Source organism: Paraburkholderia phymatum, from assembly GCF_040965635.1.
GTDB lineage: Bacteria > Pseudomonadota > Gammaproteobacteria > Burkholderiales > Burkholderiaceae > Paraburkholderia > Paraburkholderia phymatum_B.
Map to the genome: position 1 here is coordinate 78,641 of NZ_JBFRCH010000013.1, position 14,178 is coordinate 92,818.

Consider the following 14,178-nt stretch of genomic DNA (forward strand, 5'->3'; position numbering starts at 1 on the left):
CTATCCATACTTGTGACCCAGAATTCCTCGCTCGGATAGCTCGCTGCACTTCTCTACCGCAAACCACCTGGCCGGACGACATTCGGGGCCAGAAAGACGCGTGAGCCGCACGGCGGGATTTCGCTCGTGAGTGCCTTCGTTTTGCTGCCTGCGTCGTGAGCACAGTGAACCCCAGCGCCTCGGCCCCCGAGCAAGAGGCATAGCATCTTCGTGCAGGGTAAACGATGACCTCTTTAAGATACAAGTAACATTACATGCATATTGTTTTTATCAAATTGGACGTCTAGACTGCCCGCATGCTCACTCCGTGCAGGGCTTCAAATGACTCCCGCAGAGATTCGCTCCATCGTTCCAGCAGAAGCTACTGGTCGTAAAACCGCACTGTTCGCCACGATCCTCGGCAACGCCCTGGAGTGGTATGACTTTATCGTCTACGGGTTCATGGCCGTTTTTATCGCCAGGAAATTCTTCCCCGCAGGCGATGAAACCGCGGCGCTTCTTTCGACCTTCGCAACCTTCGCGCTCTCATTCGTAGCGAGGCCAATCGGAGGCCTGCTCATCGGTATATACGCAGATAGACGCGGCCGCAAGCCGGCCCTGTCACTGATCATGATGACCATGACTGTCGCAATGTTGCTCATGGTGTTTGTCCCGACGTACGAATCCATAGGCGTGTTCTCCACGGTTCTGCTCGTCGTGGCGCGATTGCTACAGGCGTTTTCGAGCGGGGGCGAGTTCTCCAGTGCGTCAACCTATCTTCTCGAGTCCGTCCCGGTGGAGAAGCGAGGCTTTTATAGCGGCCTTTATAGCAGCGGTCCGCAGATCGCCACGGTCCTCGCGGCTGCCGTAGGCCTGCTCATCACAGTGGGGATGTCGCCGGAGACAAGGGATTCGTGGGGATGGCGGATTCCGTTCGTCATTGGTTTGCTAATCGCCCCGGTAGGGTACTACGTGCGTAGGTACCTTCCGGAATCCGAAGCATACAGTTCATCATCGGATACGCTCCAGAAGAAAGTACCTGTGGGACAGCACATGCGACAGGCTGCGCTGGGGATTGTGATCGCTGTGGCACTCGCGGCAATCGTCAACTCGTCGTCCTACATATTGCTTGTCTACGCGCCGACCTACGTGGTCAAGACGCTCAAGTTGCCCATGTATGTGCCTTTTGTCGCCCTGGTCGTCAATGGCGTCGTTGGAATGCTTTGCATGCCGATCTTCGGAGCTCTCTCCGACCGACTCGGCGCCCGGCGGCAATTCAGCGTGAGTCTCCTGGTGCTTATCCTCTGCGTAGTGCCGCTATACAGTTGGCTGAGCACATCCCCTTCGCTATCGAAACTCATGATCAGCGCTGCGATCTTTTCCGTGCTGGGCTCATCCATCAGCGCCGCCATGCCGCGTCTTATGGCGTATCTCTTCCCGGTTGCAATAAGAGCGACTGCGATGGGGCTTGCGTACAACATCAGTGCAACTGTTTTCGGCGCCTCATCGCTTTACTTTGTGACCGTTCTGATTGCGAAAACCGGAAGCTCGCTCGTCCCGGCGTACTACCTGGGAGCAATTGGCATCACCTCATTGCTGGTGACGAACCTGCTCATAGGTAGGGTCCATCAGCAAAACCTCTAAAGCCTGTGTTAGGAAATAGAAATGAACAACTGGAATATCTCTGAGCAAGCCGCCAACTTGCATGCCGATGCAATGGTGTGCGACATGACTCTTCCATGGCGCACGCCTGGCTCCCAGGCAATCAAGGACGAGGTGCCCCGGAAACTGCGCGAAGCGGGATTCAATTTTGTGTCCTTCACCGTCGCCGGTGACGAATCTTCAACTCTGGATGCCATTCGCGCTGTCGCGCGTGACCGGGCATTCCTCCAGTCACAGCCAGATGAATGCATCCTGGTCGACAAATACGAGGACGTCCTCCGTGCGAAAAGGGAAGGCAAGGTCGCCATTGGATTGCATTTTCAGGGGACAGTCCCGGTGGGGCGTGAACTGAAGCTCGTCGAAGTTTTTTATAAGCTCGGCATCAGGCATATGTTGATGGCTTACAACCAGAAGAATTTTGTGGCCGATGGCTGTCACGAAGTCGGCGGAAGTGGCCTGAGCCGCTTCGGACGGGAACTGATCACCGAGATGAATCGCGTCGGTATGTTCGTCGATGTGGCACACACGAGCTACAACGCCTCTATGGAAGCAATTGAGTTTTCTGATCGGCCCGTGATTGTCAGCCATGGCAACATATGGAAGTTCCATGAGCACCCGCGCTGCTACCGTGATGACCAGATCAAGGCGATTGCACAGAGCGGAGGTGTGATTGGCTTGACCGGCCTTAGCATCTTCACTGGAGATGACGATGCGTCGATCGGGAAGTTCGTCGACCAGATTGACTATGTCGCTGAACTCGTTGGTCCCGAACATGTTGGCTTCGGTTTTGACTATGTTCCCGACCTGCCGGCACTGATTGCATCGGCGGCCTCGGAAGCCAGCAAGTGGCCCGAAGAAGGCGGATATTCGCGACCTGACGTCAAGCAGATTGAGCCGGAGCGGGTTCCCCAAATCACGCAAATGCTGCTTGATCGCGGATATTCGGAGAAATATGTCCGCCTGATTCTCGGAGAAAACTGGGCGCGACTGATGCAACAAATCTGGAAGTAGCGTTTCCTTGTGGCGCGACAATCGGGACGAGAGACGTGCGACGAATGGCCCCGGCAATCGTTTATTGATTGACGCTGGCACGCACGCTCATCCTGTTTGTCGCGCGGCACGCGTCGGGGATGGACATGCCTCTCGACTGGGTGAGAGGGTCTGTATTAGTGGCGTTTCCTTTCGTGACTATCGCCGCTCGCCAGCCTTGCCGGCACTGTGCCATGCCTGTGTCGGCGCCGTCAGCGACCGACCATCTGCGCATAGTTGCGACTGGGCATAGGGGTCGAAAAGCGCCCATTTTCGAAGCGCACAATCGATCTCCCTTCGTTGGAGAGGAGTTGACATGGAAACGCTTAATTCTTCCGCTGGGCGGCGGGTGCCGTGGAACAAGGGCAGGTTGGCCGGCCAGAAGCCACCGTTAAAACTTCGTGAAATCTGGTCCATTCGAACGCGACTTCAGACGTCGTCGAATGTTCGTGAGTTGGCATTGTTCAACCTCGCGATCGACAGCAAGCTTCGCGCGTGCGATCTGACGCGGCTGCAAGTGCAGGATGTTTGCGTGGGAGGTCACGTGGTCTCTCGGGCAACGTTCATGCAGCAGAAAACTCAACGGCCGGTGTAGTTCGAAATCACCGAGTTGGCCCGGCTGAGTATCGCGGCATGGATTTCTGCACGAGGACTGAATTCTGCCGACTATCTCTTTCCGAGCCGGCTGCGTGCCTCAGTTGCGACCCGGCGGTCATTCAAATGATCATTTGAGTCTGTGTGCTGGACACTAAAAGCCCTCTACTGATCAAGTCTCCGGCTGGGACGTGCTTTTTGGACCGCAGGGCGGGCGCCGATTTGTCGGGCTTCATTCGGCAGGGCCCTCGCTCGTCTTGCTATGTGTGTCGTCAATCGCAAGTCCCTCACGGCATTTGCGTGGGAGCACTATGCTTTTTATCAAGTGATCTGCGAGGCCAAGCTCGCGAATGGCTACCGGATAGGGTGCGCGGTGCCGATTTGATTCCATGCGCCAGATATTGTCCTTATCGACAGTTCGGCGCGAGGCTTCTTGATACGTCGGCGCATCGTCGCGCGTGGGTGCGCGATGAATTAACTGTTCAAGGAGGCAGCGTCATGAACGAGTTCGCGATTCAGGGATTTCGCGGCATGCTGATCGGTCCGTCAGACGAGGACTATGACGAGGCGCGAGCGCTGTACAACGGCATGATCGATAAGCGGCCCAAGGTGATCGCGCGCTGCACCGATGCCGCCGATGTGATAGCGGCGGTCAACTACGCGCGCGATAACGAACTGCTTCTCGCAATCCGCGGAGGCGGACACAACGGCCCTGGTCTGGGCAGTTGCGAGGGTGGGCTGGTCATCGATCTGTCCCAGTTGCGTAGCGTGCGTGTCGACCCTGCGAGCCGCACCGTGCGTGTCGATCCGGGCTGTACTGCAGCGGATGTCGATCACGCAACCCACGCATTCGGCCTCGCGGTACCGCTGGGCATCGTCGGTAGCACGGGCGTCGCAGGTCTGACTTTGGGCGGAGGAACCGGCTACCTCACGCGCAAGCATGGCCTCACGATCGATAATTTGCTGGAGGTGGACGTAGTGCTGGCCGACGGCTCTTTCGTCACCGCTAACAAGGATCAGCACGTTGACCTCTTCTGGGCAGTGCGCGGTGGCGGCGGTAACTTCGGCGTGGCCACAAGCTTTCTGTTCCAGGCCCACCCGGCCAAAATGGTGTTCGCCGGTCCGATCTTCTGGGACGCCCGGGAAGCCAGGCAAGTTATGGCGATGTACCGCGACTTCATCCCAGACGCCCCCGAAGAACTCGGCCTCTTTGTCGGCCTCAAAACCGTGCCTCCAACCGATCCATTCCCCAGGGAGCACTGGAACAAGCGCGCCTGTGCTCTGATCGGTGCTTTCAATGGGCCGATCGAAGAGGGCAATAAGCTCATGGCCTCGCTGCTCGAAAAACTGCCCGCTCCGCTGTTCAACTGGATGGGCGAGATGCCATGGACTGCCATCAACAGTCTGTTCGACCCCTTCTTTCCTAAAGGCTTGCAGTGGTACTGGAAGGGGGACTTTGTCAAGGCGCTGCCTGACGAGGCGATCGATGTGCACATCGCCAACGCGCTCGAGGCACCCACTCCTTTCTGCCTGATGCACCTTTATCCCATAGATGGCGCCGTTCGGCGGGTCGCCAAGGATGCCACGCCGTGGAGCGCGCGGGACGCGTCTTTTTCGATGGTCATTGCGGCGATCAGCCCGGATCCCAAGGACGCCGAGGCACTCAAGACGTGGGGCCGTGCCTACTGGGAGGCCGTCCACCCGTTCAATCTGGAAGGCGCCTACGTCAACTTCATGGATGCCGACGAGGCCGGGAACCGAGTCGAACTGAGCTACGGCGGGAACTACACGCGCCTTGCCTCGATCAAGGCGAAGTACGATCCCAATAACCTCTTTCGGGTCAACCAGAACATTAGCCCGAAAGCGTGAACCTACGCGGCCTCGCGCGCCCGCGCCGCGTAGTGGTGTTCAGTGGAAACATGCGGACGACATTGCCATCGTCGTCGCCGGGTGACTTGCTCGTGTCACGCGCGTTTGAAGGGCACCCACGTCGCGCCGAATCTGATCGGCGCGACGCGCGAGTCAAATCAGGGTTGGATCTTTGCACGGGATCTTACAAAAGTCCACTTGAGTGGCGAGCGAAAAATGAAATGTTTTGCACCCTTGCACTCGGCAGGGGTTTCGACCGTTGGTTGCTGCGCCTGAACCAGCCAACATGCGCAAAAATAACGGTCATCGATATACGACATAGGACCGTAACGCGATGGTACGCCGGGCTACCCTTGGATACCGTGGGTATTCCCCTCGCATTGCCCGCCAAAACACAGGTTTCAACCGGTCTGCACTCGTCCGGCCTCCTCCGGCGTCTATGCTTGAACGGCGCATTCGCACAATGTGACCAAGGAGGCGTGTCATGAAACCCGTGTTATGTGTCGTCGTCCTCAGTATGCTGTTCGGGGTCCAGCAGGCGCACGCGGCCTGCCCCAACGACGCCGTCTTCCTCATTCTCGGTGATCAGATTCGCGGGTACTCGTTGCGCGCGAACGGTGCCACCGAGCCCTGCCAGGTGCTGCAAGGGCCGCTCACGACCCTTATGACCGCTGGCGCGACGGTGATCGACGGGAAGAAGTCCTTTCACGTCGCGCAGTTTCTCACCAGCAGCACTGTCGACATCTTTCCGCGGAAGGCCGAGGGAAATCAGGCGCCCAGTCGCGCATTCATGTTGACGCTTACAAATGATCTGCTCAGCATCGCGGTGGATTCCCACCTCAACGATTTCGTCCTGAGCATTCGCCCCTCCGAGGCGGGTGTATACGTTGTTCCCAACAACAGTTCCGGGCCTCTGGCCATTTCGATGCACATTACAGATCCGAATATGAGCCAGTACGAGAGCGTTGCGATTGACAGCGACGACAATCTGCTGATTGCGGGTTACGACATACAGGGGACTGCGATCATCGACACCTTTGGCACGAGCCGGAGCATGACCTCCCCGCCTCTTCTGCGCAGCCTCACGGGTCCCAAAACCGGCCTGTTTTCGGGCCGCGGGATTTTTTTCTCACGAAACGACATGACGATCGCCGTCGATCCTCGTACGGACGAATTATTCGTCTACAACACGTCGACGGATCTGACGCAAAGCCAGGTGAGCGTTTTTGTCGCCAAGGCGAACGGCGACGTGCCACCCGTTCGGACAATCAGCGGTCCAGCCACGGGAATCACTAACAATGGTTTGCCGGGAAACAAGATCGCCGTCTCCTCGGACGGTCGGCTCTTCGTTGCCGAGCCGAACCTGCGCATTCTCGCGTTCGCGCCAGGCACACGAGGCAATGCGGCACCCTCTCAGATCATCGAGGATTCCACTGCCGGTCCAACCGCCCAGGGAGGGATTGCGGTCCGCTCAGAAGGAAGCAGGCAGAATGAAAATGACGACGCTCAATGAAACGGATGAAGCCGGTGGCAAATAATTCGATCGAACGGAGCAGCCGCAGGATCCGATGACTTCGGACGAAGGCGCCTCGGTCGTCGCTCCGGCTCATGCTGGCGGACATGCGGGTTTGTTTGCCACACAGCGCAAGCAAGTAGAGGTGTCAGCTGACGTTTTGCTCATTCACACGAAAGCATGTGAAGTCGAGTAACCTCGGCGTCGAGGCAGGATGACGCTGAGCGTATGCTGTTGACGCTTGCTTTCAACGGCCGATAGCCAATCGAGAGCCGTCGCCTTCGGCCGATGCATCGAACGGCCGAGAAGGGTCGAAGAGCGACCACTCTCTCGAGCACACAATCGATCTCCCTTCGTTGACGAGGAGATTGACATGGAAACGCTTAATTCTTCCGGTGGGCGGCGGGTGCCGTGGAACAAGGGCAGATTGACCGGCCAGAAGCCGCCATTGAAGCTCCGGGAAATCTGGGCGATTCGGATGAGATGAGACTTCAGATGTCGTCGGATGTTCGTGAACTGGCATTGTTCAACCTGGCGATCGACAGCAAGCTTCGGGCGTGCGATCTGACGCGGCTGCAAGTGCAGGACATTTGCATAGGAGGCCACGTGGTCTCGCGGGCAACGTACATACAGCAGAAAACTCAACGACAGTGCAGTTCGAAATCACGGAGCAAACTCGGCAGAGCATCGCAGCCTGGATTCCTGTGCGAGGACTGAAACCCGCGGACTTTCTCTTTCCGAGCCGGCTTCATGCCTCACCTCATGTGTCGACACGCCAATACGCCCGCATCGTTCACCGTTGGGTCGCATCAATCAGACTCGATGACGCGGCGTACGGCACTCACACGATGCGCCGAACGAAGACTTCGCTGATTTATCGACGCACCAGGACTTTCAGGCGGCAGAAGAGCATGGCCGCGGCGCGAAGGCGATGATGGCCGACGGTCTGTTCGAACGGTTCCCGTTCGATCCGATCTTCGGTGCGCACAACATGCCGGGCATGCGTGCGGGAACCTTTGCAACGCGTCCGGGCGGCATCATGGCAAGTGAAGATAACTTTGTCATTCATATCAAGGGGCGCGGCACACATGCCGCACGTCCACACATGGGGGTGGACCCGATCGTCATCGCGTCGCAGATCGTCATGGCATTGCAGACCGTCGTTTCGCGCAATCTCGCCCGGAGTCTGCAGGCAGTGATTTCCTGCACGGAATTCATCACTGATGGCCTGAGAAACGTCATTCCTTCGAATGTCACCATCAAGGGCGATACGCGAAGCTATTCGCGCGAAGTGCAAACGCTGCTCGAGACTCGCATGCGCGAAGTATGCGAAGGCATCTGCCGCACACATGGTGCCGATTGCACGTTCGAGTACACGCACGAGTTTGCTCCGACGGTTAACTCGGAGCAATTCGTGGACGTTGCGGTAACAGCGGCGCGCAATGTGGCGGGAAGCGATGGCGTCGACGCCAACATCCAGCCAATGATGATTTCGGAAGACTTTGGTGCGTTCCTGCAGGTCGTTCCTGGCAACTTCATCTTCATCGGCAACGGCGAGTCAGTGGAGAAAGGGGGTATTCCCCTCCACAACGCCACCTACGATTTCAATGACGAAATCCTTTTGACGGGAGCTCGATATTTCGCTGAGATTGCCCGGCTCGAGTTGCCCGTCGGCTAACGCATCAAGGACGAGTCAGCGCGCTCCGTACTGGGTAGCTTCAAGGCCCTGGGTGCGCCCATTGCACTGGTGCGCCTCATCCAGCGGCTATGGCCGGATCATGATCTCGATGCGCGTGGTCTTTTCGAAGGACGCTTTCGGGACCTGTTGACGCATTTCACGGTGGTGAGCGCCACGGACGGCAACCACGGAAAGGGACTGGCTGCTGCCGCACAAACGCTTGGTTGCCATTGTGTGATCGTGCTGCACGCCAACGTTAGCGTCGAGCGCGAGGAGGCCAATGCCACGTACGATGCCGAGATTGTCCGGATCACCGGAAACTACGATGAATCGGTCGAAGAGGCGGCTCGCCTGGCTTCGCTGAACGGCGGGCACGTCGTTTCCGACACGTCATACGACGGTTATGAAGACATCCCGCGTGATGTGATGCAAGGCTACGGCACGATTGCAGCGGAGATTATCGAGCACAGCGATAGCCAGCCAGATCAGCCGGCCTATACGCATCTGTTTCTCCAGGGCGGTGTTGGTGGCCTTGCAGCAGGATTGGCCAGTTACCTGTGGGAATTTCATGGCGAGCATCGTCCGCGATTTGTTATCGTCGAACCGCAGCAGGCCGACTGCCTGTATCGGAGTGCATTGGCGGGACGCGCTGCGCGTGCGACGGGCTCGGTCGACTCCGTGATGGCTGGGCTCGCTTGCGGCGAGACCTCGCCGCTCGCATGGAAGTTTCTCCAACCTTGTGTCGACGATTTCATGACGATCAGCGATGACGATGCAGTGAACGCCATGCGTATTCCGGCTGCCGGCAGCGATACCGACACACCGATCGTTGCTGGCGAGTCGGGTGTAGCGGGTCTCGCTGGTCTCATCGTATTGTTGCAGGAGCAACAGCTGGCCAGGCAAGTGAGCCTCGATACACATCCTGCGTATTGCTCGTCAATACTAAAGGCGCGACCGCGACCGCGCCCGCAACCTATCAGGAACTGGTCGGGAGTCCGCCGAATCCGTCCTCGATCGCCAACTGGCCTGGCGCGCCAAAGCGATAGCCTGAGCGAACTCCCGCTCGCCGTCATCGCCAGCGCGATGACGGCATTCATTGCCTTGGACGACAACGACGGATCGCGGTGGCGAGAATCGTCAAGCCCCTCGGTCGAGCTTCAGGACACAAACCAATCGGGGATAGCGCTAAAGCGGAGTATCCGTTCGGTCGCATTGCTCTTCGCACACCAGCGTTATCGGCCCGGATATCAAATCGGCGCCTGCATACATTGACGATTGCCTGACGCCGCCACCATTGCACGAACGATTGATGAGGTCGCGGTCCTGGGCATCGCGTAGCTGATCGCGCGCCTGCCCCGACCTTGTCCTCCCTACCGGACGAGCCTGAGGGTAGGGCAATCGCCTAGTTGACAGTCCAAATATTGACTTCCTAATATGCATACAACGATGCACACAAACAGATGCACAGTTATGTGTGGTGTAGGTCTGCGGGATTATCCTTATTTGCGAGGTCACTTATGGTTCGGCTGTCTCGTTTCACTCATCAAGCTCTTCTGTGTCTGGTCGCGGCCAGCTGCGTTATCGCGAGCGCGCCGTCGCGTGCCGATGACACCGGCTGGGAAAGCGTGAAGAAAGCAGGTGTTCTGCGGTGCGGGGCGGCAGTGGCACCCCCATATGTCATGCGCGATCCTAAAACCGGGGAATACAGCGGCTTCTTTTCGGAGCTGTGTCGAAACTTTGGGCAGAACGTACTCGAGGTGAAGGTCGAGTTCGTCGATACGACGTGGGACAACATCGTCGCCGGTCTACAGTCAGACAAATGGGACCTGTCGATGGCGCTGAACGATACGCCAGAGCGGGAAAAAGCAATTTCTTTCTCAGCGCCGGCGACGGATTACAACGTGTCTTTCGTCTACAACAAGAACAACCCAAAGATTCCCAAGGGTGCTCACACGATCGCGGAAATCGACAAGCCGGGCGTGAATGTCGCGGTCATGTCCGGAACCGCGCAGGACAAGGCGATCTCGGCCGTATTCAAGCAAGCTCAAATCATGCGACTGCCGGGCAACGACGAAACGCGTCTTGCGTTGATGTCGAAACGCGCGGACCTTCTGGCAGACGCGAATATCACCAATATGCTTTTGACTGAAGCGCATCCGGACTGGGCCGCCGCCATTCAACCGACTCCGCCGCTGGCGCAACAGGAAGTCGCATTTGGCGTCCGCAAGGACACACCGCCCGCCGACATTGCCGTTCTCAACAAGTATTTAAGCCAGCAAGTCAGTTCTGGTGCCGTCAATCGGCTCATCAAGGCGTCCGTCCAGTCCATGCTGGCGTCGAACAAGTAGTTTCGCCTCGCATTGCCGCGAGCCCGTAATGGGCTTGTCGAAGCATGCCGACTGCGATGCTTGCTCTTTCACGGTAGGGAGCGATCTGGCTTCCTGCCGTTTTTCATTTCAGCCATCGCCGAGCTTGTTTCCTTTTCCAACCAGGAACACTCCTATGCTCGGTGGTTTCCCTGGATTTGGCCAACAGTCGTTGACAGCCCAAGACACTGTCTCCTAGTATTGCATACAGCGCTGCACACAATGAGGAACACAAAAATGTGTGTTGCATAGGAGGTGAGGCTGGAGACGATGCAGCCAACTTCTGCGCGTCGTGTCAGCACATCAGGAAACGCCGGATTCGATTCACAATCACGCGCCCATCGGCGCGTTCCGCTGGAGAGATTTCATGTTGTCACCCCAAACCATGGTTTCCCAAAACCACATTCCGTCGGCCGTTGTGGATTTCTCGCCGTCAACGACCGGCGAATTTGTGCAATTCAAGGACGTGTTCAAGTCCTATGGCGAAAACCTGGTGGTCATGGACCATATGAATCTCGACATGCGTGCGGATGACCGGCTCGTCATCATCGGCCCGAGCGGCAGCGGCAAGAGTTCTCTGCTGCGCGTGATGATGGGGCTCGAAGGCATTCAGGGAGGACAGATTGGTTTTCAGGGCAAGCCGTACATCTACGGCGCGGATGCCGGGCGCTCAAAGCGTATCGACACCAAACTGCAGAAGCAGATCGGGATGGTCTTTCAGCACTACACGCTGTTCCCGCACCTCTCCGTCCTGAGCAACCTCATCCTCGCGCCCGTGAAGGTCAGCGGCCTTTCCAGGGCGCAGGCAACAGAACGCGCCCGCATGTATCTGGCACGGCTCGGTCTCGAAAGCAAACTCCACGCATATCCCAGTCAGCTCTCTGGCGGCCAGAAGCAGCGCGTCGCCATTGCTCGCGCCCTGATGCTCGAGCCCAAGCTGATGTTGTTCGACGAAGTGACCTCGGCCCTCGACCCTGAGATGATCGTCGAAGTGCAGAACGTAATGCTTCAACTCGCCGAGCAGAAGATGGCGATGATTATCGTGACGCACGACATGCACTTTGCGCGCGACATTGCTACTCGCGTCGTGTTCTGTGCGGGCGGAAAAATCGTCGAACAAGGCGCACCCGCCGATATGTTCAAGTGCCCGAAAGAAGCCCGCACTCGCGAATTCCTCGAAAAAGTTCTGCATCTCGATTGAGGTCTGCCATGTATCACTTCGACTTCAACTTCCTTCAAGGCAGCTTTGGTGCGCTGCTTGCCGGTCTCAAGGTGACCATCGAGCTTGCGATTGCATCGAACATCATGGGCCTCGTGCTGGGATTTCTTCTGTGCCTTCTCGCCATGAGCCGTTGGGTCATTCTTCGCTGGCCGGCGCAACTGTTCATTGAGTTCTTCCGCTGCACGCCCGCATTGCTTCAAATCGTCTGGTTCTTCTACTGCATTCCGATGATGGTCGATGTGTTTATCGACCCCATCATGATGGGCGTGCTGGCACTCGGTCTCAACCTGACGGCATTCAATGCCGAGGCCTATCGTGCGGGTGTCCAGGCGGTGCCCAAGGAACATCTCGACGCGTCAGTCGCGCTTGGGCTGAAGCCCTGGCAACGCACGGTCTACGTGGTACTGCCGCAATCACTTCGTAGTGCGATGCCCGTCCTCATGACCAATGGCATTGGGAGTCTTCAGCAAAGCGCGCTCGTCGCCATCGTCGCAGTTGCGGATCTCATGTATGTCGGCAAGAGCCTCGCGACTGAGGCGTATCGGCCGCTCGAAACATACACGGTAGTCGCGCTCATCTACTTTGCGCTCTCCCTGCCGATTGCAAAACTCGTCCATGTTATCGAGCGTCGTCAGGACCTCGCTGTGCAGCGTTGAGGGGAAGACCATGCATCTCGACTTTTTCACCGTCCTGCCGTACTGGCTGGTATTGCTGAAGGGATTGGGGCTTACCGTCGCGTTCACGAGCAGTTGCGCGGTCATCGGCAGTCTCGCCGGGTTTGTTCTCAGCCTGCTGCGAATGTCTCCCTCGCGCTGGATGAAGGCGGCGACAACTCTTTATGTCGAGTTCTTCCGTGGAACGCCTTTGCTTATCCAGCTGTTCTGGGTGTACTTCTGCTTCCCCGTGGTCTTCAGGGTTCCGATTCCGCCGTATGTGTCCGTCGTGATTTCGCTGACGCTGTACATGGCGGCTATTACCAGCGAGACCTTTCGCGGCGCGTTGAAATCCATTTCGGCAGAGCAGCACGACGCGTGTATCGCGCTGAGCCTTTCGCCTCAGGCAAAAATTCTGTACGTGATTTTTCCGCAGGCATTGCTGCGAGCGATTCCGCCGTTGCTGTCGAACATTGTCAGTCTGTTCAAGGAGAGTGCGCTTATCTCGTCCGTCGGTGTCGCCGACCTGATGTTTGTCGGGCAGAACATCTCGACCAGTACCGCGCGCCCCGTCGAGTTTTTGACGACTGTCGCACTCATTTATTTCCTCGTCGCTTTCCCGCTGACGCGTCTGGTCGGCGTGGTTGAAACGCGATTGCTCAGGCGTTTTGCCTACTAACCCAACCAGTCCATCGTTAAGTGGAGAAACACATGCAGATGAAAGGAATCCTGCCCGCGCTCGTTACGCCGTTCAACCCGTCGGGTGCTGTCGACCACGACACGCTTGCCAACATCCTCGAGTTCCAGCTCAAGGCAGGGGTCAGCGGGTTCGTGCCCCTGGGCTCGACGGGTGAATACTATGCGCTGACGCACGACGAGCGACGCGCCATCCTGAAGACGGTTCTCGAAGTGGTGGGTGACCGTGGCACGCTTATCGGCGGCGCGAACGGTTCGTGCACGCGCGAAGTCATCGAACAGGTTCAGCTCGTTCGCGATGCGGGCTATAAGAACGTGCTCATCGCCCCACCGTACTACGCTCTGCCGTCGCAACAGGAACTCATCGGCCACTATGAAGCGATCCTGAAGGCGGTGCCGGACGTCGACATTGTCCTTTACAACTATCCGGTCAGGACCAACGTGGAAGTTGGCTTCAGCGTGCTCGACGCATTCAGGGACAACCCGCGCGTCGTCGGTATCAAGGAAAGCAGCGGCAATCTATTGCGTGCCATTGAAATCGGCGAGAAGTACAAGGACAACTATCAGCTGTCGTGCGGCTCTGATGACCAGGCGCTCGACTTCTTCCTCTGGGGCGCAAGCAGCTGGATTTGCGGTCCCGCAAACTGCTTCGTGAAGCCGGTGGTGGACTTCTACAACAAGTTCACGGCAGGTGACATTCGCGGCGCTCAGGATGTGATGCGTTCGCTCTTCCCGGTCATGGCGACCATGGAAGCAGGCAAGTTCGTGCAGAAGGTGAAGTACGGCTGCGAACTCGCCGGCTTCAAGGTCGGCGTAGCCCGCATGCCGTTGCAACCGCTCACCGACGAAGAAAAGGCCGAATTCCGGGCCGTGTTCGAAGCCGCGCAGGCTTGATTAATATGCCGGCGAAGCAATCC

9 protein-coding genes and 4 pseudogenes are annotated in these 14,178 nt (G+C 57.7%); all 13 read left to right on the forward strand.

The window, feature by feature from the left end; genetic code table 11:
- Positions 1-321 precede the first annotated feature (321 nt).
- The 13 genes and pseudogenes from AB4Y32_RS22080 to AB4Y32_RS22140 all read left to right on the forward strand — a co-directional run bounded on the left by AB4Y32_RS22080 (position 322) and on the right by AB4Y32_RS22140 (position 14,155).
- On the forward strand, positions 322-1,623 hold the full coding sequence (locus AB4Y32_RS22080; protein ID WP_368723380.1) for an MFS transporter: 1,302 nt from the start codon (positions 322-324) through the stop codon (positions 1,621-1,623).
- A gap of 21 nt (positions 1,624-1,644) precedes the next feature.
- The gene (locus AB4Y32_RS22085; RefSeq protein WP_368723381.1) at positions 1,645-2,652 is read left to right on the forward strand and encodes a dipeptidase; all 1,008 of its coding nucleotides are present in this window, start codon (positions 1,645-1,647) and stop codon (positions 2,650-2,652) included.
- 334 nt (positions 2,653-2,986) lie between these two features.
- A pseudogene (locus tag AB4Y32_RS22090) lies at positions 2,987-3,367 on the forward strand (integrase); the annotation flags it as partial.
- 395 nt (positions 3,368-3,762) lie between these two features.
- Positions 3,763-5,133, forward strand: a complete 1,371-nt coding sequence (locus AB4Y32_RS22095; RefSeq protein ID WP_368723382.1) for an FAD-binding oxidoreductase — start codon at positions 3,763-3,765, stop codon at positions 5,131-5,133.
- Positions 5,134-5,617: 484 nt separating this feature from the next.
- Positions 5,618-6,646, forward strand: coding sequence for a hypothetical protein (locus AB4Y32_RS22100; protein ID WP_368723383.1), 1,029 nt, complete (start codon positions 5,618-5,620; stop codon positions 6,644-6,646).
- A 373-nt stretch (positions 6,647-7,019) separates the two neighbouring features.
- Positions 7,020-7,581 (forward strand): annotated as a pseudogene (locus AB4Y32_RS22105) (tyrosine-type recombinase/integrase).
- Positions 7,539-8,324, forward strand: a pseudogene (locus tag AB4Y32_RS22110) (amidohydrolase); the annotation flags it as partial. The pseudogenes AB4Y32_RS22105 and AB4Y32_RS22110, both read left to right, overlap by 43 nt.
- A gap of 3 nt (positions 8,325-8,327) precedes the next feature.
- Positions 8,328-9,375 (forward strand): annotated as a pseudogene (locus AB4Y32_RS22115) (diaminopropionate ammonia-lyase); the annotation flags it as partial.
- A 466-nt stretch (positions 9,376-9,841) separates the two neighbouring features.
- Positions 9,842-10,672 carry a substrate-binding periplasmic protein gene (locus AB4Y32_RS22120; protein WP_368723384.1) on the forward strand — a complete coding sequence of 277 codons (831 nt, stop codon included), beginning with the start codon at positions 9,842-9,844 and terminating at the stop codon, positions 10,670-10,672.
- A 385-nt stretch (positions 10,673-11,057) separates the two neighbouring features.
- A complete protein-coding gene (locus AB4Y32_RS22125) occupies positions 11,058-11,891 on the forward strand; it encodes an amino acid ABC transporter ATP-binding protein (RefSeq protein WP_368723385.1) in 834 nt (277 codons plus the stop codon).
- Between the two features lie 8 nt (positions 11,892-11,899).
- Positions 11,900-12,568, forward strand: a complete 669-nt coding sequence (locus tag AB4Y32_RS22130; RefSeq protein ID WP_368723386.1) for an amino acid ABC transporter permease — start codon at positions 11,900-11,902, stop codon at positions 12,566-12,568.
- 10 nt (positions 12,569-12,578) lie between these two features.
- Positions 12,579-13,244, forward strand: coding sequence for an amino acid ABC transporter permease (locus tag AB4Y32_RS22135; protein ID WP_368723387.1), 666 nt, complete (start codon positions 12,579-12,581; stop codon positions 13,242-13,244).
- 32 nt (positions 13,245-13,276) lie between these two features.
- Positions 13,277-14,155, forward strand: coding sequence for a dihydrodipicolinate synthase family protein (locus AB4Y32_RS22140; protein WP_368723388.1), 879 nt, complete (start codon positions 13,277-13,279; stop codon positions 14,153-14,155).
- Positions 14,156-14,178 lie beyond the last annotated feature (23 nt).

Excerpts from the sequence above, each read along its gene's own strand:
- AB4Y32_RS22095 (WP_368723382.1), top strand. The coding sequence starts at position 3,763 with ATGAACGAGTTCGCGATTCAGGGATTTCGCGGCATGCTGATCGGTCCG.
- AB4Y32_RS22085 (WP_368723381.1), top strand. The coding sequence starts at position 1,645 with ATGAACAACTGGAATATCTCTGAGCAAGCCGCCAACTTGCATGCCGAT.
- AB4Y32_RS22080 (WP_368723380.1), top strand. The coding sequence starts at position 322 with ATGACTCCCGCAGAGATTCGCTCCATCGTTCCAGCAGAAGCTACTGGT.
- AB4Y32_RS22135 (WP_368723387.1), top strand. The coding sequence starts at position 12,579 with ATGCATCTCGACTTTTTCACCGTCCTGCCGTACTGGCTGGTATTGCTG.
- AB4Y32_RS22140 (WP_368723388.1), top strand. The coding sequence starts at position 13,277 with ATGCAGATGAAAGGAATCCTGCCCGCGCTCGTTACGCCGTTCAACCCG.
- AB4Y32_RS22120 (WP_368723384.1), top strand. The coding sequence starts at position 9,842 with ATGGTTCGGCTGTCTCGTTTCACTCATCAAGCTCTTCTGTGTCTGGTC.
- AB4Y32_RS22125 (WP_368723385.1), top strand. The coding sequence starts at position 11,058 with ATGTTGTCACCCCAAACCATGGTTTCCCAAAACCACATTCCGTCGGCC.
- AB4Y32_RS22130 (WP_368723386.1), top strand. The coding sequence starts at position 11,900 with ATGTATCACTTCGACTTCAACTTCCTTCAAGGCAGCTTTGGTGCGCTG.
- AB4Y32_RS22100 (WP_368723383.1), top strand. The coding sequence starts at position 5,618 with ATGAAACCCGTGTTATGTGTCGTCGTCCTCAGTATGCTGTTCGGGGTC.